This is a genomic window from Brevundimonas sp. 357 (assembly GCF_003938605.1).
GTDB lineage: Bacteria > Pseudomonadota > Alphaproteobacteria > Caulobacterales > Caulobacteraceae > Brevundimonas.
The window spans coordinates 162,191-181,841 of the sequence record NZ_RHWX01000004.1 but is presented as its reverse complement, the minus strand read 5'-3'; the positions used below and the strand labels follow the sequence as shown (position 1 = coordinate 181,841).

At 66.2% G+C, this 19,651-nt stretch carries 13 protein-coding genes and 2 tRNA genes; 5 read left to right on the top strand and 10 right to left on the bottom strand.

Annotated features, from left to right (window positions below; translation table 11 throughout):
- Nucleotides 1–56 precede the first annotated feature (56 nt).
- Complete coding sequence (recG, locus tag EGK63_RS05395; RefSeq protein ID WP_125900322.1) at nucleotides 57–2,147, top strand: ATP-dependent DNA helicase RecG; 2,091 nt, start codon at nucleotides 57–59, stop codon at nucleotides 2,145–2,147.
- Nucleotides 2,148–2,182: 35 nt separating this feature from the next.
- Here recG and EGK63_RS05390 read toward each other — a convergent pair whose 3' ends face one another.
- The 3 genes from EGK63_RS05390 to EGK63_RS05380 form a co-directional block, all read right to left on the bottom strand.
- Entirely contained in the window at nucleotides 2,183–2,755 is a 573-nt protein-coding gene (locus tag EGK63_RS05390; RefSeq protein WP_125900276.1) for a DUF2497 domain-containing protein, read from the bottom strand.
- A 158-nt stretch (nucleotides 2,756–2,913) separates the two neighbouring features.
- Nucleotides 2,914–4,488: a TolC family outer membrane protein gene (locus EGK63_RS05385; RefSeq protein ID WP_125900275.1), complete on the bottom strand. Its 1,575-nt coding sequence runs from the start codon at nucleotides 4,486–4,488 to the stop codon at nucleotides 2,914–2,916.
- Between the two features lie 137 nt (nucleotides 4,489–4,625).
- Nucleotides 4,626–5,255 carry a protein-L-isoaspartate O-methyltransferase gene (locus tag EGK63_RS05380; RefSeq protein ID WP_125900274.1) on the bottom strand — a complete coding sequence of 210 codons (630 nt, stop codon included), beginning with the start codon at nucleotides 5,253–5,255 and terminating at the stop codon, nucleotides 4,626–4,628.
- Between the two features lie 131 nt (nucleotides 5,256–5,386).
- Between EGK63_RS05380 and EGK63_RS05375 the strand changes: the two genes are divergently transcribed.
- Nucleotides 5,387–5,460, top strand: a tRNA-Cys gene (locus tag EGK63_RS05375).
- Between the two features lie 54 nt (nucleotides 5,461–5,514).
- On the opposite strand, the gene EGK63_RS05370 is transcribed toward EGK63_RS05375, so the two are convergent.
- Entirely contained in the window at nucleotides 5,515–6,324 is an 810-nt protein-coding gene (locus tag EGK63_RS05370) for an RNA methyltransferase (RefSeq protein ID WP_125900273.1), read from the bottom strand.
- A gap of 111 nt (nucleotides 6,325–6,435) precedes the next feature.
- On the opposite strand from EGK63_RS05370, the gene EGK63_RS05365 reads away from it, so the two are divergent.
- Nucleotides 6,436–6,510 (top strand) — tRNA-Asn (locus tag EGK63_RS05365).
- A gap of 131 nt (nucleotides 6,511–6,641) precedes the next feature.
- Here the strand turns inward: EGK63_RS05365 and EGK63_RS05360 are convergent.
- The 3 genes from EGK63_RS05360 to EGK63_RS05350 all read right to left on the bottom strand — a co-directional run bounded on the left by EGK63_RS05360 (nucleotide 6,642) and on the right by EGK63_RS05350 (nucleotide 13,561).
- Entirely contained in the window at nucleotides 6,642–8,795 is a 2,154-nt protein-coding gene (locus EGK63_RS05360) for a prolyl oligopeptidase family protein (RefSeq protein ID WP_125900272.1), read from the bottom strand.
- 13 nt (nucleotides 8,796–8,808) lie between these two features.
- Nucleotides 8,809–10,608, bottom strand: a complete 1,800-nt coding sequence (locus EGK63_RS05355) for a DUF885 family protein (protein WP_125900271.1) — start codon at nucleotides 10,606–10,608, stop codon at nucleotides 8,809–8,811.
- Nucleotides 10,609–10,720: 112 nt separating this feature from the next.
- The gene (locus EGK63_RS05350; RefSeq protein WP_207896340.1) at nucleotides 10,721–13,561 is read right to left on the bottom strand and encodes a TonB-dependent receptor domain-containing protein; all 2,841 of its coding nucleotides are present in this window, start codon (nucleotides 13,559–13,561) and stop codon (nucleotides 10,721–10,723) included.
- On the opposite strand from EGK63_RS05350, the gene EGK63_RS16450 reads away from it, so the two are divergent.
- Together EGK63_RS16450 and EGK63_RS05340 are read left to right on the top strand one after the other, a co-directional pair.
- Nucleotides 13,560–13,802 (top strand): hypothetical protein, encoded by a 243-nt coding sequence (locus tag EGK63_RS16450; RefSeq protein ID WP_165906535.1) that lies wholly within the window; start codon nucleotides 13,560–13,562, stop codon nucleotides 13,800–13,802. The genes EGK63_RS05350 and EGK63_RS16450 overlap by 2 nt on opposite strands.
- 108 nt (nucleotides 13,803–13,910) lie before the next feature.
- Nucleotides 13,911–14,531 carry a helix-turn-helix domain-containing protein gene (locus EGK63_RS05340; protein ID WP_207896339.1) on the top strand — a complete coding sequence of 207 codons (621 nt, stop codon included), beginning with the start codon at nucleotides 13,911–13,913 and terminating at the stop codon, nucleotides 14,529–14,531.
- Between the two features lie 196 nt (nucleotides 14,532–14,727).
- On the opposite strand, the gene EGK63_RS05335 is transcribed toward EGK63_RS05340, so the two are convergent.
- From EGK63_RS05335 to EGK63_RS05325, 3 genes are all read right to left on the bottom strand, one after another.
- Nucleotides 14,728–16,245: an aldehyde dehydrogenase family protein gene (locus EGK63_RS05335; RefSeq protein WP_125900269.1), complete on the bottom strand. Its 1,518-nt coding sequence runs from the start codon at nucleotides 16,243–16,245 to the stop codon at nucleotides 14,728–14,730.
- Nucleotides 16,246–16,393: 148 nt separating this feature from the next.
- A complete protein-coding gene (locus EGK63_RS05330; RefSeq protein ID WP_125900268.1) occupies nucleotides 16,394–17,365 on the bottom strand; it encodes a GAF domain-containing protein in 972 nt (323 codons plus the stop codon).
- 80 nt (nucleotides 17,366–17,445) lie between these two features.
- Nucleotides 17,446–19,617 carry a TonB-dependent receptor gene (locus tag EGK63_RS05325; protein WP_243637583.1) on the bottom strand — a complete coding sequence of 724 codons (2,172 nt, stop codon included), beginning with the start codon at nucleotides 19,615–19,617 and terminating at the stop codon, nucleotides 17,446–17,448.
- Nucleotides 19,618–19,651: the final 34 nt, after the last annotated feature.

Sequence of the window (19,651 nt, the reverse complement as noted above, 5' to 3'; positions counted from 1 at the left end):
AAGAGGCCGATCAGATAGCGTTCCAGACGCCGCTTCGCCAGCTATGCTGTCCAATGATGAGGCCCGAGATTCTCTTTCCCCTGTTCGCCGACGTCTCCACGCTGAAAGGCGTGGGGCCGCGCAGCGCGCCTCTGGTGCAGAAGGTGGCGGGCCCGCTCGTGCGCGACGTGCTGTTTCTGTCGCCCAGCGGCGTGATCCAGCGGCGGCGCACCACGGCGATGGAGGCCGTCGACGGCGAGATCGGCGTCTTCGAGGTGACGATCGACCGCCTGATTCCGCCGCACAAGCACGGCGCACCGATCAAGGTGCGCGCCATCGACGACACCGGATTCATTCACCTGATCTGGTTCGCCGGATCGCCGCGCCATATCGAGAGCCTGGCCCCGCGCGGGTCGCGGCGTCTGGTGACGGGCAAGGTCGAGCGCTTCAACAGCGAAGTCCAGATCGCCCACCCCGACTACATCCTGCCGGTCGAGAAGGTGGATGAGATTCCGCTGTCTGAACCCGTCTACCCGGCGACGCAGGGGCTGACCTCGCGCCAGATCCGCAAGCTGGCGCAGGGCGCGCTGGCCCTCGCACCTGAGTTGCCCGAATGGCAGGAGCCGAACTGGCTGGCGGCGCGTCGCTGGGTCGGCTGGCGCGCGGCGCTGGAGGCTCTGCACGCTCCGATGACCGAGGCCGAACTGACGCCCGACACGCCGGTGCGCCAGCGTCTGGCCTATGACGAACTGTTCGCGCATCAGTTGGCCCTGGCCCGTCGCCGCCGCGCTCGCCAGATCACGCCCTCCGTCCGCATAGCGCCGGGCGAGGCGTCCGCCCGGTTGCTGGCCGCCCTACCCTTCGCCCTGACCGGGGCGCAGGAACAGGCCGTGGCGGAAATCCGCGCCGACCTGACTTCCGGCGAGCAGATGGGGCGGCTGCTGCAGGGCGATGTCGGGTCGGGCAAGACCGCCGTCGCAGCCCTGGCCCTCGCCGATGCGGCGTCCAATGGATTTCAGGCCGCCCTGATGGCGCCGACCGAAATCCTGGCGCGCCAGCACTACGACAAGCTGTCGCCGATGCTGGATCAGGCGGGCGTGTCCAGCCTGCTGCTGACCGGGCGCGACACGGCGGCGGAACGGCGCGTCAAGCTGGCGACTCTGGCATCGGGCGAGGCCCAGGTCGCCATCGGCACCCACGCCCTGTTCCAGGACGCGGTGCAGTTCAACCGGCTGGCCCTGGCCGTCATCGACGAGCAGCACCGCTTCGGCGTGCGCGAGCGCCAGCGGTTGCAGGCCAAGGGCGATCCAGCTCTGGGCGGCGTCCATCTGCTGACCATGTCGGCGACGCCGATCCCGCGCACGCTGGAGCTGACACAGTACGGCGAACTAGAGGTCAGCCGCCTGATGGAGAAACCGCCCGGCCGCACGCCCGTGACCACGGCAGTCCTGCCGCTGGCGCGCATCGGTGAGGTTGCGAAGCGGCTGAAGGCGGCGGTTCAGGCGGGCGCCCAGGCCTATTGGATCTGTCCTCTGGTGGCGGAATCCGAAGCCATCGACTTGGCCGCCGCCGAGGATCGGGCGGAAGACCTGCGCAAACTTCTGGGGACCGAGGTCGGTCTGGCCCACGGCCAGATGCCGGGCGCCGAGCGCGAAACGGTGATGGCCGAGTTCGCGGACGGCCGCCTGCCCGTCCTGGTCGCAACGACCGTGGTCGAGGTCGGCGTCGACGTGCCCAACGCCTCCATCATGGTGATCGAGCATGCCGACCGCTTCGGTCTGGCGCAGCTTCATCAGCTTCGCGGGCGCGTGGGGCGCGGGGCCAAGGCCAGTGCCTGCATCCTGCTGTACGGCGGCGAGGACGGCGCCCTGGGCGAGACGGCGAAGGAGCGGCTGGAGACCCTGCGCCGCACCGAGGACGGCTTCGTCATCGCAGAAGAAGACTTCCGTCTGCGCGGCGGCGGCGACCCGCTGGGCCTGAAACAGAGCGGATTCCCGGCCTATCGTTTCGCCGACCCGATCCGGCATCGCTCGCTGCTGCTGGCGGCGGCGGACGACGCACGTCTGCTGCTGGGCCGCGACCCTGAACTGATCAGCGAGCGCGGTCAGGCCGTGCGTCTGCTGGAATCCCTGTTCGACTGGAAGCACGAACGCCCCTCAGCGGACTGAGGGGCGTCGTAAAACTCAGCGATGTCTTGAAGCGATCAGCCTGCGTTGCGGGCGATGCGTTCGACTTCCTTGCGGACCTGAGCCTCGACGATGGTCGGCAGGTTGGCGTCCAGCCAATCCTTCAGCATCGGACGCAGCATCTCGCGAACCATGGCCTCGACCGTGTTGCCGCTCATGAAGTTCATGTCGGCGGCCGAGGCGACCGGCGCGGGTTCCGGCTTCTGGAAACTGGCGGCCAGTCCGGCGAAGGCCGAAGCCGCGCTGGCGGCAGCGGTTTCGCCGACCAAGGTTTCGACCTCTGCCGCGGCGACGACGGGCTGCGGCGCCGCCGGCGCGGGCTCGGTCGGGAACGGCGCAGCGTCCGCCACGTCCAGATCGCCGATGGCTTCGGCGGCCGGCGCCTCATAAGGCTCGGTCAGCTCCAGCACTTCGTCCTCCACCGGAGCGGGCTCCGGCTCGACGACGACGGGTTCTGGCTCCGGCGCGGACTCGGGAACCGCTTCCGCCATGGGGGCGGTTTCGGCCGGAGCGTCGTCTTCAGAGATAATCCGGCGGATCGACGCCAGAATCTCTTCCATCGTCGGTTCCTGGGCGGCTTGTTCGGTCATGTCGGAACCTCAACCTGGGCGCTCGAACGGGGACACTCGCCAACCGATGCGGACTAGGCAGGCGACGATGGGGACCGAGCTTTCAGACTCGCCTCCCCTTGAATCCTGTCGTCGCATCAACGCCCGTCGGAATCAACGAACGTTTTGTCGTTCAGTCTTCAGCCCTGGGGAGCAGTGCGAACGACTTCACCCTTCAATTGACGATCAACGGGCGCATCTTCGACATCGACGGCGGGCGTCGTCGCCGGGGCGGCGACGCGGTCGATGGCCTCGATCACGCCATCCCAAGGCAGGGTGCCGCGATTGCGCACCGCACGATAGTTGTCGGACGGGTCATAGGCCTCGATCGTCGGATCCAGGTTGGGACCACCCAGGCGGCCCATGGCCGCCAGAAGCTGGGCCTGGGCCACATATTCATTGCGGCGAGCGCTGGTCAGGGCGACTTCCGCGCTTCGCAGTTCAAGCTCCTGGTTCAGCACGTCCAGGGTGGTGCGCAGGCCGACCTGAGCTTCCTGGCGCACGCCCTCGGCGGCGACCGAAGCGGCCCGCACCGCCTGTTCGCCGGCCTGAACGCTGGAACGCGCAGAAGTGCTCTGAGCATAGGCCGAGCTCACCGACTGCAAAACCGTGCGACGTTCACCCTCGACATTGATCTGTGCGGCGTTGGCGCGCTCCAGAGCCTGGGCGACGCGCGAACGATTCAGGCCGCCCGTGAACAAGGGCACGGAGACCGTGGCGCCCGCCGTAAAGCTGGTGCGATCGCCCAGGTCCAAGCCCGACAGATCATTGGCCGTCCCGCCATAGGAGGCGTTCAGGCGCGCCGAAGGCAGATATTCCGCGCGCGCCGCCGCCACATTGGCCTCGGCCGCGCGCTGAGCGTGAACGGCGGAAAGCACGCCGGGGTTCTCGGCAAGGCCGACGTCCATGGCGCTGTCGAAATCGGTCGGCAGACCCGGCAGCGTAGGCAGGGTCTGCAGGTTGGACGGCGCCTGTCCAACAACGGCGGCGTAGGCCGCGCGCGACACCGACAGTTGCGCCTGAGCGCTGGCCAGATCGGATTCGGACTGCGCCAGACGGGCTTCGGACTGAGCGACGTCGGTGCGGGTGATCTCGCCGACCTCGAATCGAGCGTTCGATTCATCCAACTGGCGACGCAGCACCTTCAGGTTCTCCTGGCGGATACGCAGGATTTCCAGATCGCGAGTGACGTCGGCGTAGGCCTGAATGACCGTCACCATGACCTGCTGCTCGACCTGACGCAGGTTCTCGCGACCGGCCAGCACATTGGCCTCGGCCGCAGAGATGCCGTGCGACACGCGCCCAGCCGTCCAGATATTCTGCGTCAGGCTGACGCTGGCGCTGGCGCCGTCGCTTTCGATCGTCCCGCCGCTGGTGCTGTTGCTGCCCGGCAGCGTGCCGGTGGCGTCGGGCACGCCGTCGCCGTTGGTGTCGATCGAGAAGGTCTGACCGGGGATCGTCGTCGTCACACGATCGGTGCGCGTGCGGCTGTAATCGACACCCGCCGAAGCGTTGACGGTCGGGCGCAGACCCGCGCGCGCCTGGACGATGCTCTCATCCAGGGCCCGTTGATTCGCCCGTTGCGCCAACAGGGTCGGATTGGTGCGATAGGCCAGACCGATGGCTTCCTGAAGCGACTCGGCGAAGACCGGCGTCGCCCCCATCGTCAATGCGACCAGTGCGACCGAAGCGAGCGCGCGCGAGCGTTTCAACATGAACCTGTCCCTGCCTGACGCCCCCATCCGGCGCGCCTGTAGTGCCTTGTAGCGGCGTAGTTGGGGGCTAGCCGCGTCCGACGCCAGTTAAGTTTTTTTCACGCAGCGCGACGCCCCTTCCGTCGCCGCCAATAGCCTTAAAGCGCAAACGCAGGCGCAGGGACCATTTCCGCCAGCAACTCAGGCGCAGCGTCGAACAATTCGCGTCGCGAAACACCTTCGCGACCACGCACATAGAGGATCGCCGCGCCGCTGGCGCCGTCGCGCTCCACCACAGCCAGACGGCCGCCCGGACGCAGGGCCGCAATCCACGATTCGGGGCGCTCAATGACCGCGCCTTCGCTGATGATCAGGTCGTAGCCCTCGCCCTTCGGCCGGCTTAGGGGAGCCACGACGGTCTCGACCCCGGCCTCGGCCAGGGCGGCGCCGACCACATCGAACACGGCTGCGTCGGATTCCTGAGCCGTAACCGACAGGCCCATGTGCGCCAGGACGGCGGCGGCGTACGGCGCGGCGATCGCCAGGGCCTTTTCACCGGCGCGGGCGTCCAACCCTTGCAGCAGCTTGGCCACATCGCGCGGCAGCATCAGGCGACGGTCGCCCGCGATTTCCGGCTCGACGTCGGCATAGGCCGAGAAGGCGCGGTCGGCGGCGCAGAATCGCTCGCGCTCCACAGCGCCGATGGCGGCGTGCAGTTGGCGGTCGGTGACGTCGTTCACGCGGACCTGCGAGTCCAGCATCACCTTGCGGGCGGCGGCGAAATCCATAATCCGAAGTCCTTCAGGTCGGCTCAGGCGAAGAAATGTGACGCGCTTATAGGTCCGTGCGTTGCAGCGGACAATCCGATCTGATAGCTGACGGCCCTCGCGATGGCGGGGCCCCACCGATAAGGGGTCACGGCCTGATGGCGGAGTGGTGACGCAGAGGACTGCAAATCCTTGCACCCGGGTTCGATTCCCGGTCAGGCCTCCATCGCGATGAACATCGAGAAAGCCGCCCTTAGGGGTGGCTTTCTTGTTTTCTGACCTAGTCCGCCACCGCTGTCGTCAGATGGTGCAGAGCGACGGCGCTGGTCGCGGCCACGTTCAGAGAATCGAATCCGCCCGCCATCCGAATGCCGACCGGGCGACAGCGCACGATCAGGTCTCGCGGCAGGCCAGGCCCTTCGCTGCCCAACAGAAGGGCCGTGCGCCTGCCCGGCCTCAGCCCCGCCAGCGTCTGTTCCGCCGACGGCGTCAGGGCCAGCACCTCGAACCCCTTGCCCTGCAACAGCTCGATCATCGCTTCGGCCTCCAGCCCCGTCGCCATGGGCGTACGCAGTACGGCCCCGACCGAGACCCTGATCGCCTTGCGATAAAAAGGATCGCAACAGGTCCGATCCAGCATGACCGCTCCGGCTCCAAAGGCGGCGGCGTTGCGGAACAGCCCGCCCATGTTGTCGTGATTGCCGATTCCGCACGCCACGACCACCACGGCCCGCTCCGGCAGGCCGCCCAACAGAACGGCCGGATCGACGGCCTCAGGCTTGCGCCCCAGAGCCAGAATGCCGCGATGCAGGTCGAACCCCGCCACGGCGTTCAGGACCGCCTGCGACGCCACATGAACCGGCACGTCGCCCGGCATGCGCTCTAGCACCCCTCGCAGGCTCTCCACGCGCTTCTCAGCGATCAGAACGGACACCGGCGAGCAGCGTGACGCCTCGGACGCCAGCACGCGCAACACCACCTCGCCTTCAGCGATGAAGAGGCCCTGCCGCCCGGTCAGGTCGCGCTCCTTCACATTGCGGAAGGCGGCGATGCGCGGATCATCGGGGTCGTTCACATGGGTCGGCGTCATGCGGAGCCTTGTAGCGCAGGGCATTGCGAAAAAATTTGGCGATTTCTGCCTTTTACCCGTTGCATGAATCGAAAAGGCGCTGCTATACGCCGGCCTCCCCCGAGGGGATGTTCCGCGGTAGCTCAGTGGTAGAGCAGCCGACTGTTAATCGGCTGGTCGTAGGTTCGAATCCTACCCGCGGAGCCACTCGGGGGCCTAAGCTTTGAAAGCGTCGAGTTTGAGCTCAGCTCGACCCGAACACCCCAAAGAATAAGCAATCATATTGCAGGTCGTACCTGGCTACGCCGACGACCATTTCTTGATTTACCTGAGCCTTTCTAAAGCCCCAGATGATGCGCTGCAAAGGCCAGGCGGTCGGCAGCGCTCTTGGCGGTTTTGGATCGGCTATTGCCTGCGCCGTGGCCGGAATCCTTGTCCACCGTCAACAGAACCGGCCGCGAGGGATCGGCCAGCGCCTGCAGGCGGGCGGCGTATTTGAAGCTGTGCATCGGCGCGACGCGGTCGTCCGTATCTCCCGTGCCGATCAGCAGGGCTGGGTAGCGCCGCCCCCGGACGGCGGCGTGGTAGGGCGAGTAGCCGTGCAGGACGGGGAACAGGGCGGCGTCCTGAGGATCGCCGTACTCGCGGATCCACAGCCGACCGTTCGTGAACTGCGTGAAGCGCAGCATGTCCAGAACGCCCACGGTCGGCATGGCCGCGGCATAGAGATCCGGACGGCGGGCGACGGCGCCTCCGACCAGAAGACCGCCGTTGCTGTACCCGAAGGCTGCGAGCCGCTCGGGTCGCGTATAGCCCGACGCGATCAGGTGAACCGCGCAGTCGTTGAAAGCGTCGAAGACCGCCGGCTTGTTCGCCAGCATTCCGGCTCGGTGAGAGGCCTCGCCATAGACGCCGTCGCCCGGCAGAGCCGCGATGGCGAACACCCCGCCCATGTCCATCCACGTCACCTGCTCCGGCCTGAAGTCGGGCGGATAGGAGGCGCCGAAACCGCCGTAGCCGTAGAGGATGGTCGGGGCGTCGCCGCGCCGCGCCAGGCCTTTGCGAGACGCGATGAACAGGGGAACGTGATTACCGTCGCGCGCCGTCACGACCACGCGCTCGACCTGATAGTGGGAAGGCTCGACCGGGCCTTGCGGCTTGTCGACAACCACGGAGCGTCGGCGCGGCACATCGTACCGATAGGTCGTCAGCGGCTGACCGAAGCCGGAATACTGATAGTAGATCTGGCCCGGCTGGGCCGCGCGCGACAGCCCCTGCACCACGCCGAAGCCCGGCAGTGAAACGGCGCGCTCACGACCGTTGCGCAACGAACGGCTGACGAGGGTGTCGCTGCCGTCGGTCAGATACTTCAGAATGAGGGCGTCGCCGGCCAGCAGCGCGCCTCGCAGCGGGAAAGCGCGTTCCGGCACGACCTCCATGACTTCGCCGGGACGCTCGGCGTCCACGGAAACCAGACGCCAGTTGACGGCGCCCACGCTGGTCAACACATAGAGCGTCGCGCCCCGCGAGCCGATGAAATAGTTGCCCGCGAGCGGCTCGGCCGGGCCGAGGTCGATGGGCGCGAAGTCCGCGCCGGGCCGGGTCAGATCCTTGTACAGAAGGGCGATCCCGCCGCCCGCGTAGCCGGTGTTGATGAGCAGATAGCGGCCATCGGCGGACAGTTGGCCGATGAACATATAGTCCGGATTGGCCTTGTCTTCGTAGATCAGGGCATCCGCGTCCTGAGGGTCGCCGAGGCGGTGGAAATAGAGCTGTTGCCCGCTGTTGCCCGACAGGAACATCGCATCGGGCTGAGGGAAGCGCGCGTAGTAGAAACCCGAACCGTCCGCGGCCCAGAAGGCGTTGGAGTATTTGTTCCAGTGAACGGCGTCGGCCAGGGTCTGACCGCTGTTGCGATCCAGCACGCGCCAGACGCGCCAGTCGGAACCGGCGTCCTGTCGGGCGTAGGCGACGTAGCGGCCGTCAGGCGACACCGCATAGCCCGCCAGCGCCGCCGTACCGTCGGCGGACCATTGCGCGGGGTCCAGCAGCCTGCGCGCCTCGCCCGTCTCGCCCTGGCGCACCCATAGAGAGGATTGTTCCTCGCCTCTGGCGCGGCGCGTGAAGAACTGAGCCTCTCCGGCCGTGGCGATCGGGCCGATGGTTTCAATGTCGAACAGGGCGTCCAGGCGGGCGCGGATGTCCGCGCGCCCGTCCAGGCCCTGCAGATAGGCGTCCGAGACGGCGTTCTGCGCCGTGGTCCAGGCCTGCACCCGCTCGGACGTGCGGATGTCCGCTTCCAGCCAGCGATAGGGATCCTCGACCGCGACTTCGCCGTAAAGGTCGATCACCGGTTCAACGGGCGTCGGCGGATAGGCGCCCCAGGCCGGCTCAGACCGGGCCGCCGCAACGGCCGGACAGAGCAGACTCGCCCCCGTCGCGGCGCCCAGCAGCAAGGCGCGGCGTCGGTTGAGCAGGCTGATGTCCGACATGGGGCTTCCGCTTCTAGGACTGGGACGGAGCGACGACGCCCTGGGCCGCGACAACGGGCTTGCCGCCGCGCGCGATGTAGGCCCGCATATGCTCTTCCAGCGTGGTCAGGGGCACGGCGCCCAGGGCCAGGATTTCATCGTGGAAGGGGCGCGGGTCGAAGTTTTCGCCCAGGGCGGCCTCGGCCTCCTTGCGCAGGCGACGGATAGTCAACTCGCCCAGCTTGTAGGACAGGGCCTGGCCCGGCCAGCTGATGTAGCGATCGACCTCGGTCTCGACCTCGTGGCGCGACAGGGCCGTGTGGCCCGCCAGATAGTCGATGGCCTGTTCGCGCGACCAGCCCTTGAGGTGAACCCCGGTGTCGATCACCAGACGCGCGGCGCGCCACATCTCATAGCTGAGGCGGCCGAAGTTCTCGTAGGGCGTGCGATAGATGCCCATCTCGACGCCCAGCCATTCCGTATAGAGCCCCCAGCCTTCGCCATAGCCCGAGAAATAGGTGTGACGACGGAAGGCCGGCCCCTCGGCCTGTTCCTCGGCCAGGGCCATCTGGAAGCTGTGGCCCGGCGCGCACTCGTGCAGGGTCAGGGCCGGGATGTTGTACAGCGGCCGACTGGGCAGGTCGTAGGTGTTCATCTGGCAGGATTCCAGCCCGCCGCGTCCCGCCGTGTAGAAGGGCGCCAGCGCATCGGGCACCGGGATGATGGTGAAGCGGCGGCGCGGCAGGGCGCCGATCAGCTTGCCGATCTGGCCGTCGGCGCGCTTGGCCACCCAGGCCGAGACCATCATCAGTTCGTCCGGCGTCTTGGCGTAGAACTGCGGGTCCGTGCGCAGAAAGTGCAGGAACTCGTCGAATGACCCCTGGAAGCCTGCGTCCGCCATCGTCTGGCGCATCTCGGCCTGGATGCGGGCGACCTCGGACAGGCCGATCTGGTGGATCTCTTCGCCGCTCAGCTCCAGCGTCGTGTATTTGCGCACCTGGGATTCATAGTAGGCGACGCCGTCGGGCATGTCGCGCGCCGCCAGAGCGGTGCGGGCGCGCGGCTGATACTCATTCAGATAGAAGGCCAGCAGGGTCTTATAGGCCGGGATCACCGCCTCATTTATGACGGCGCTCGCCTCGGCGCGCAGGCGGGCCTGCTCGTCGGCCGGGATGGTCGCCGGCATCTGGCGGAAGGCCGCATAGAAGGCGTTGGCTTCGGCCGTGTCGGTGATGAAGTTGGTGATGGAGGCTTCGCGCCCTTCCAGCGTCACGCGCGGCACGCTGAACCCGCGCGCCAGACCGTCGCGCATGTTGGCCAGGTGCTGGTCGAAGTAGCGCGGCGTGTCGCGCATCCGCGCGATATAGGCGCGATATTCCTCGGCCGTGCGCAGGGCGCCGGGCTGGTCCAGATAGGTCCAGAAGGAGCTGTCGCTGTTGAACGGCATCTCCCATTGACGGAACTGGCCGTCGATCAGGGCATGCTCCAGATTGGTGCGGAAGACGGCGGCGTTGATGCGGTCCTCGGCGGACAAATCGTCCAGCGGAATGGCGTCCAGCTGGCGCAGCAGCCCCCGAACATAGGTCAGGCGCTCCTGTTGCGAGGCGGGATCGACGCTCTCGTGACGCACAGCCGGGCTGTACTCGCCGTCCGCCCGCTTGACGATGCCGTAGCGGGCCATGCCGGCGTCGGTTTCCGCCTCATACAGGGCCTTCAGGCGAGCCCCGGCTTCCTGCATCCGGGCGGCAGGCGGCGAGACGTCGGCCGCAATGGCCGGAGCCGCCCCGGCCAGGATGGACGAGACGGCGCACGCCGTCAGGAGCAGAGTTCTCATCGCGGGTTCCCCATGCTTTCCCTGAAAGACATCAGGCGGCTCCGGTATGCCGACGCCGCCTGATTGAAGAGCAGTCGAAGAGGCGTTCGCCTCTTCGTGGTTTGAGGTCGGCCTATCGGCGCAGCGTCACGCCGACATAGAAGGTGCGGCCGATCACGTCATAGGTGCCGGCCTGATAGCCGTACTCGAAGTTGGCGCCGCCGGCTTCCGCGCCCGGAATACGCGGCGGGGCCTCGTCGAAGGCGTTGCGCAGACCGCCGTAAAGCGAGACGCGCTCGTTCACCTCATAAGAGGCCGACAGGTCGCTGTAGAAGACGTGGTCGGTTTCCGTCACGTCATACAGGTCGGGCGTGACATGGCTGCCCGGCCGCATCGGGCTGAAGTGGCGCAGGGTCCAGTTGGCCGTCCACGGTCCGGCGTTCCAGGTGGTGCGGACGGCGCCCTTCCATTCGGGCGCGCCGAACAGGCCCACCGTCTCGTCGATGGTCGAGGCGTCGCTGGCGTCCAGGATGAAGCTGCGCTCCAGCAGCTTGGTGTAGACGGCGTTGATCGAAATCGAACCGGCTTCCTCGCCCATGCCGACCGAGCTCAGATCGAAGCGGTAGTTGGCCTCGAAATCGATGCCGCGGGTCTTGAACATCGACATATTCAATTCCTGCACATTCACGGCGACCAGGTTGTTGGTCGTCGGATCGCGCTCGACCAGGCCGCAGAACATGTTGTCCATGGACTGCAGATCCACGCACTTGTTCAGGATGGCCTGGGCGCCGAACGAACCGATGGCGTCTTCCAGTTCGATGTCGAAATAGTCGACCGTCAGCGAGAAGTTCGGAATCCAACGCGGCTGGATCACGACCCCGGCGGTGTAGGTCTGGGCAGTTTCCACGCCCAGGCCCTCATTGCCCGATTGAATCACATCCAGCCATTGCCAGTAGGTGTTCACGTTCTGCGGCTTGATCGCCGCGCAGTTGGCGGCCGTGAAATCGGTCCGGTCCACGCGGTTGACGACGTCATGGTAGTTGCAGGGATCGGCCAGCCATGCGCCGCCCGTCTGTCCGGCAGTGAACAGCTCGCTGATGTTGGGCGCGCGCACCGATTGACCGTAGGTGCCGCGGAAACGGATGTCGCTGACCGGGGTCCAGTTCAGCGAGGCCTTGTAGGCCGTGGTTTCACCGGCGGTGCTGTAGTCCGACTGACGCACCGCGCCTTCGAACGACAGATCCTCGATGCCGGTGACGTTGCTGATCAGGGGCACGCGCACTTCGGCGAACACTTCGGCGACGTCGTAGTCGCCCACCAGAGACGTGGCGGTCGTGCCGATGCTCGCATCGAATTTCGGGCTCAGCGGATCGTATTCCGGGGTCGCGCCGATGTCGTTGCTTTCGGTGCGATACTCGGCCCCGAACACCACCTGGACCGGACCGGCCGGCAGGTCGAAGGCGGACCCGGTGACATAGGCCGACACGACCTCCTGCTTCAGGGTCTGCACGGAAGGGCTGGTATCGTACTGGATAAAGTCGATGACGTCCTGCGTCAGCGGCTTGAACGGGTTCAGCGGCACGCAGCCGTTGGACGGATCGGCGCAGACAACCGAGCCGTTGGGGCCGGCGACCGCATTCAGCGCCTGGGTATAGCGGCCGTTGGCGGTGGCGTTCCGGGTGCGCACTTCCTGGCGCGTGCGGCCGTTCGAATAGTGCGCGACCCACTCCCAGTCATTGCGGCCCAGCAGGCTGAACCGACCCTCGGCGCCGACGGTCAGCTGATACATGTTGCGGTCGTATTCGGTTTCCTGGCGGCCCAGTTCCGAGAAGCGACGCGCGAAGCCGATGCCCGTCGCCACGCCGCCATTAGCCGCGATCATTTCCGACGTGATGAACGGATTGCTGGCCGAGAGAATGTCCGTGCCATAGGCCGAATAGGCGCGATAAAGACCCTTGGAGTCCGTCTGGGCGTAGGTCAGATCGCCGAACAGCTTGATGTTCTCGGTGATCTGATAGTTGCTCGAAATAGCGACCGAATATCGCTCGCTCGGCACCGCCAGCGCCCAATCGTCATAACGCCCGCCGAACTCGCCCCCGTCAGTGCGGAAGCTGATCAGGGACGGATTGCCCGTGGTGGCGCCCAGAAGGCCGCTGGGCCCGTAAACAGGCCGACGCAGGGAGCCGTCCGGATTGAACGTATAGAGGTTGCCCGGCCCGCCCAGCTGCACGACGGCGCTGTCGAGATCGTACACTTGGCGGTTGCCGTCGGTCAGCGTGTACTTGCCGTCTTCGCCGCGAATGTAGAAGGGCGCGCCGCCCGACGTCCAAGGACGGTCCTGGCCGAAGACCGCGTCGTTGTGCTGATTATAGCTGCCGAACAGGGTGACGTTGCCGCGGTTGTCGTGGAAATTCCGACCGAACAGAACGCTGGCGTCGTAGCCTTGCAGATCGCCGCGGGTCGAACCGGAGTAGGTTCCGGTGAACTCCATTCCCTCGTAATTCTGCTTCAGGATGAAGTTGGCCACGCCCGCCACGGCGTCGGCGCCGTACATCGCCGAGGCGCCGCCGGTGATCACGTCGACGCGCTCAACCAGGGCGGAGGGAATGGCGCTGATATCGACGGCCGATGAGCCCGGCATGGCGGGCACGCGACGGCGACCGTTGACCAGCACCAGCGTACGCTCAGTGCCCAGACCGCGCAGATCCAGCGCGTTCAGGCCCGCATTGCCCTGCTGGTTCGAGGTCTGGTTGTTCTGCGAGACGAACAGGCTCGGAATCTCGTTCACGAGGTCGGCGATTTCGCTGACGCCCGAGCGGCGGATCGTTTCGGCGTTGATGATGGTGGTCGGGGTCGGCGTCTGGACGCCGCTGCGCCGAATACGGCTGCCGGTGACGACAATCTCTTCAACGGCCGTCGCCCCATTGTCGTCCTGCGGCGCCTCAATCTGAGCCGCCGCCGGGAAGGCCGCCATGCAGAGCGCCGTCGCCGCAGCGCCGACATACAGTTTTGATGCGAATTTCATTGGCGCCCACCCTCGTAAAAGCATCACATTCTTGCCTCACATCCTTAAAGCCCGCAATAAATTTGAAGCCTCAAAAATTTTGATATGTATGCCTTTTTCATTATTTTCTTCGGCGCTTGCGAACAAGATCATGTCGAAGGTTTGTTTGGATTGCGGCGCGCCATCGCCGCTGTCACTGTGGACGCACTGAATGAGCAGGAGCGATTGCGACATTGGTCACAGGCAGATGGCTTGCGGTCTTATTTGACCGAAAACGTCTTTTCGATCTGACCCAAAGAGCGGACGCTGCAGAGAAGGCATGATGACGACGCATCGCAACAAGAGCAGCGCCTTTCTTAAGTTTGAGACGCGCTCAAAGGTGCAGCAGCTGCCGATCGGCGATCGCATCAAGGCGCGCCGCAAAGCTCTGGGATTGACGCTTCAGGAATTGGCGACGCGTAGCGGCCTGTCCGCACCGTTCATCTCACAAGCCGAGCGCAATCTCACCACGCCGTCTGTCTGGTCCCTGATGAGCCTGGCCAAGGGGCTGGAGGTGGAGGTGTCCCACTTCATGGAGTGGCCCCAGACCAACCAGATCGTGTTCCGCGCAGCGGAGCCCAAGACCGTCGATATCGATTCCGTCGTGGGATATGTCGATCTTTCATCCGAACTGCCGGACCGGAAGATGGATGCGGTTCTGGTTCGCATTCCGCCGGGGTTCGCCTTTCCGCCAGACTCCCACAACGGCGAGATTTTCCGATACGTCATCAAGGGAACGCTGACGGCTGTCGCCGGCGATGTGGAAGCCTTGCTCGGCCCTGGCGACGGGATGCACTTCGATGGCCGCGTGACCCATTTCGTACGCAACGATTCCGACGAAGAAGTCCTGCTGCTCTATGTCGGCACTCCGGCCTTCTTGCGGGAAGACTCCTCCGCCTAGTCCGCCTAGCTCACCCGCTTGACCAGGCCCCTGCCCTCACGGCCGAGACGTGCCTCAGGCCGAGGTACGGGAACGTCAGTTCGGTCGCGAGCCGAGCTTGTGCACAACGCCGACCTTCGTGGCGGCGGCGGCTTTCTTTCCTGAATCGCCGTCGAAACAAAAAAGGCGCGGACCGAAGCCCGCGCCTTGATCGAGATCAGAAGAAGCCCAGCTTGTCGGGGCTGTAGCTGACCAGCAGGTTCTTCGTCTGCTGATAGTGGTCCAGCATCATCCGATGGTTCTCACGCCCGATGCCCGACTTCTTATAGCCGCCGAAGGCCGCGTGCGCCGGATACTGGTGGTAGCAGTTGGTCCAGACGCGGCCCGCCTGGATGGCCCGGCCCGCGCGATAGGCGGTGTTCATGTCACGCGACCACACCCCGGCGCCCAGGCCGTATTCGGTGTCGTTGGCGATGGCGATGGCTTCTTCCAGCGTCTTGAAGGTGGTCACGGCCAGAACGGGACCGAAGATCTCCTCCTGGAATATCCGCATGTCGTTCGTGCCCTTGAACACCGTCGGCTTGACGTAATAACCGCCCGCCAGATCGTCCTTCAGCACCGCCTGATCGCCGCCGGTCAGCACCTCGGCGCCCTCGTCCTTGCCGATCTTCAGATAGGACAGGATCTTCTTCAGCTGCTGGTCCGAGGCCTGGGCGCCGACCTGGGTGGTCGGGTCCAGCGGGTCGCCCTGCTTGATGGCCTCGACACGGGCGATCGCCTTCTCGATGAAGGCCTCATAGATGTCTTCGTGGATCAGGGCCCGGCTGGGGCAGGTGCAAACCTCGCCCTGGTTGAGCGCGAACATGGCGAAGCCTTCCAGCGCCTTGTCGAGGAAGGCGTCGTCAGCGTCCATCACGTCCTTGAAGAAGATGTTCGGCGACTTGCCGCCCAACTCCAGCGTCACGGGAATGATGTTCTGGGTGGCGTATTCCATGATCTTCTGGCCGACGGCGGTCGAGCCGGTGAAGGCGATCTTGGCGATGCGCGGATTGGTGGCCAGCGGCTCGCCGACCTCGATCCCCGTGCCGGAGACGATGTTGAGCACGCCTGGCGGCAGGATGTCCTGGATCAGTTCAGCCAGCAGCAGGATGGAGGCCGGGGTCTGCTCGGCCGGCTTCAGCACGATGCAGTTGCCCGCCGCCAGCGCCGGGGCGATCTTCCACGCCGCCATCAGGATGGGGAAGTTCCACGGAATGATCTGGCCGACCACGCCCAGCGGCTCGTGGAAGTGATAGGCGACCGTGTCGTTATCCAGCTCCGAAATGCCGCCTTCCTGCGCCCGGATGCAGCCCGCGAAATAGCGGAAATGGTCGATGGCCAGCGGGATGTCGGCGGCCATGGTCTCGCGCACCGGCTTGCCGTTGTCCCAGGTCTCGGCCTCGGCGATGGCCTGCAGGTTCTGCTCCATGCGGTCGGCGACGCGGTTCAGGATCAGCGCTCGCTGGGCGACGCTGGTCTTGCCCCAGCCGTCCCTGGCCGCGTGGGCGGCGTCCAGCGCCAGTTCGACGTCGGCCGCGTCCGAGCGAGCCACCTCGCACAGGACGCGGCCGTTCACTGGGGAGGTGTTCTCGAAATAGCGGCCGTTGACCGGGGCGACCCACTGGCCGCCGATGAAGTTGTCGTAGCGCGCCTTGTATTTCGGCGTCACGGCGCGGACGAATTCGGGTTTGGTCATGGGAACGGCCTCCTTGCGGTTTCCTTGGGCGCCGATTGTCGGCGTCGTTTGAAGCAAGGTCGGTCGGCCCGGCGGCCTGTTCCAGACGCCGCCCGGATGGTGCGGCGCACACCTGTCGCAGACTTGCGACAGTTTCCGTCGCGATCGGTCAGTTCAGGTTGATCAGGCCCAGACGGTGCAGCTTGCGGTGCAGGGTGGCCCGGCTGACGCCCAGGGCCCGCGCCGCCGCCGAGACATTGCCCCCGGTCCGGGCCAGGGCGCGGCGCACCGCCCCTCGCTCAGCCTCCAGCAAGTCGATCTCCGCCCCGCCCGGCGTCAACAGGTCGGAGGCGGGCAACTGGGCCGCGATCCGCTCGTCGGTGATCGACAGGGACAACCGCGCCGCCCGCGTGGCGCCGATCACCAGATCGTCCCGATCCACCGCCAGCAGGGCCGCCGCATTGCGCTCGCTGGCCCCGCCCGCCAGCACGATGCGCGCATCGGCGAAGACCTGGCGGAAAGTCTGGGCCTCGATCGCCCGCGCGGCATCGGCCACCGCCGCCGAGATCAGCCCCAGGATAGCCTCGGTCGCGTCAGCCCGGCACGATGAAACGTCCAGCGCCCCGGCCAGCCGTCCCATATGGTCATGGATGGGGTGGGTGATGCAGCTCAGCCCGGTGTTGCGGGCGTGGAAATGCTGTTCGCGATGGATGGTCACGGCGCGATGCTCGGCCAGGGCCGTGCCGATGCCGTTGGTGCCCTCGACCGCCTCGGACCAGACGGCGCCGGGCCACAGGCCCCAGCGGTGGAAGGTGTCGTCGTCGGCCACAGCCCCGCGTCGCTCGACCGGTACGCCCTCGGCATTGGTCAGCAGAACGCAGCACCCCACCCCGCCGACGGCCAGAAACAGCCGGTCCAGCACGCCTTCGGCCGCGCGCGTCATCGGCTCCATCGCCTGCCGCGCCTCGCGCAGCTGCTGCTCGGTGATCGTCTCGACCTCGCCATGTTCGCTGGGGTCCAGGCCGTACAGGGTCACGGACCGACGCCACGACGCCGCCAGGGCCGAGCGCGCTCCGGCCCCCTCGTCATCCAGCGCCTGACGGATCAGGCTGGCGTGTTCATGTCGCACTCTATCGCCCATGGCCGCAGCCTCCCAGGGTCAGGGACAGCCGATCAAACGCCCGCGACATCAGAACGTCAATGCGACCTATGTTCAACGGCTCAGAAGCGCCGCTGCAGGCTCAGACGAACCGTGCGACCGATCGGATCCTGAAAGTCGCGACCGTAACCGGGCGCCGGTCCGCCGTCGCCCAGCCGCGCCTTCGGCCTTTCATCGAACAGGTTCGCGACCTCCAGGTTCACCTGCAGACCGCCGCTCCGACGGCGCGGCCCGTCGCCTTGGCCGCCCGCTGCCGGACGAGCGGACGTCATCTGGAAGTTGAGCTTCAGGTCCACGGCCGTGAACGGCTCCAACAGCAAGTCTTCAGGTCCATCCGTCCCGCTCAACCGTCGCGTGCGATAGCCGTCCTGCCAGCGGGCCGAGGCGTTCATCCCCCAGCGCCCTTTCCGCGCATCGATCATCAAGCGCGCGTCCTGCCTGGACACGCCGCCTCCGTCCCCCCGCAACCGGTCCAGTTCAGGCAGCCCGGCGGCCAGCGACAGCGTACTGCGCAAACCATAGCTGTAGTTCAGCGTCACCCTAAGCACGGCCGCTTCGCCCGCAGCGGGCCTGGAAGGACGCGGAAGGTTGAAATTCAAACTGCCGGTCAAGCCTTCCGTCAAGCTGGAACCCAGGTTCAGGGGGCGATAGTCAACGCTGACCAATCGTCCGTCGCTATCGCGGCGGAACCGCTCGGGAAAGGCGGCTTCGACATCCTCCGTCAGGTCCGGCAGGGAGCCGACCCCGTTCATCGTCTTGTCGCGCTGATAGCCCAGATTGGCGGACAGGCTCCACCGCGTGAACGGCCCCAGTGCCGCCGTCAGCGAAAGGCGCTCCGCGCGCGGTTGCTGCAGATCAGGATTGCCGCCCATGATCGGCACGACCTCCACCGCCTGACCGGTGCGGAAATCGAACACCACGCGGGGCGTGTCGTGATACAGAGGTTCGGACCTCAGATTGTCAGAAATACTGTCGTTGGCTGAGGACCATAGACCGTTCAGGCGCACCTTCTGTCGCGGTATCCAGGTCAAGGCCGCGTTTATCTCGTCGCCAGATCCCGCGCCTGTATCCCGAACGCCGCCGCCGACCGTCGCAAGCAGATCGCCTACGCCACGCAACACGCCGCCTTGGATCCCGGTTTTCGCCAGAGGAAACGCTAGGGATCCCCTGGCCTCTCGCGTCTCAAAGCGACTTGTCGTTCGCCCCTGGTCTCGTTCGACAGTCGATTGGTTGGCGAGGAGATTGCCGCTAAGATTTGCAACCAACGCCCCGGTCGGCAGCTCAATCAGCGCGCGGCCGGCTGATCCGCTAACCCCTGCCATGCGGTTTTCGCTTCGCATATCGCCGAATCCGCTCTCGCGAGCGCGCGACGCCTGGCCGGTTATGTTCATCTGAACCTGCCATCCCAGCGCCTTTCCGCTTAGCCCGACGGCCGCGCCCATGCTTTCATTGCGACGCATGCTGTCAACGACCTCATCGCCGAAACGTATGCGCGACGGGCTTTCCCGGGCCTGACCGTTCAGGCTGAAAACGGTCGACCAATCGCCGAGCGGACGCGTCGCGCTGAGATTCAAGGCAGCCATGTCCACGCGAGGCCGCAACGTTATCGCGCCGTCCATCAAGCCCTCGCCCCCCTCCCGGTCACGTTCGTCGGCGCGCAAGGCGGTGTCGCGAGAAACGCGAGCGCCGAACTGAAGGGTCCGCTCGCCTTCAATCGCAGAGCGACGCAGATCGGCGGACAATGACGACATCCCGCCCTGTGTCGGGCGCCCGCCCGTCGCCCGGCCGTCATGGCTCTGGAACTGTCGTTGCAGGACCAGATTCACTACCCTCTGACCAGGCGCGCCGCCATAGAGGGCAGCCGCCTCCGCGGGCAGCACCTCTGCCCGCAACAGCGCGTCCGGCGGAAAGCCCGTGAAGGCGCCGGAATTGGCCACGCGCTTGCCGTTGATGATCACCAGAGGCGCTTCACCGACGCCATGCGTCTCGCCCAAGCGCTGCAGCACCTCGCTGATGTCCCAGGCGCCCAGGGCGTCGATCTCTGCGCCGCCCAACTCGATCTCAGGCGGAACCTGGGCCGCGCCGCGACGGCCGCGAACCTCCACGTCATCGACCCTGACCGGCTCTTCCAGGTTCTGGCGCATGGCCTGATCGGCTGCGGCGCTCGCCATAGGAGTGCGGGCCTTCGCCGCCTGCGCGACATCCGCCTGCCCCATAGCGGCCAGACTGACCAAGGGCAGCCACAACAGCATGCGATACTCCGTCGTA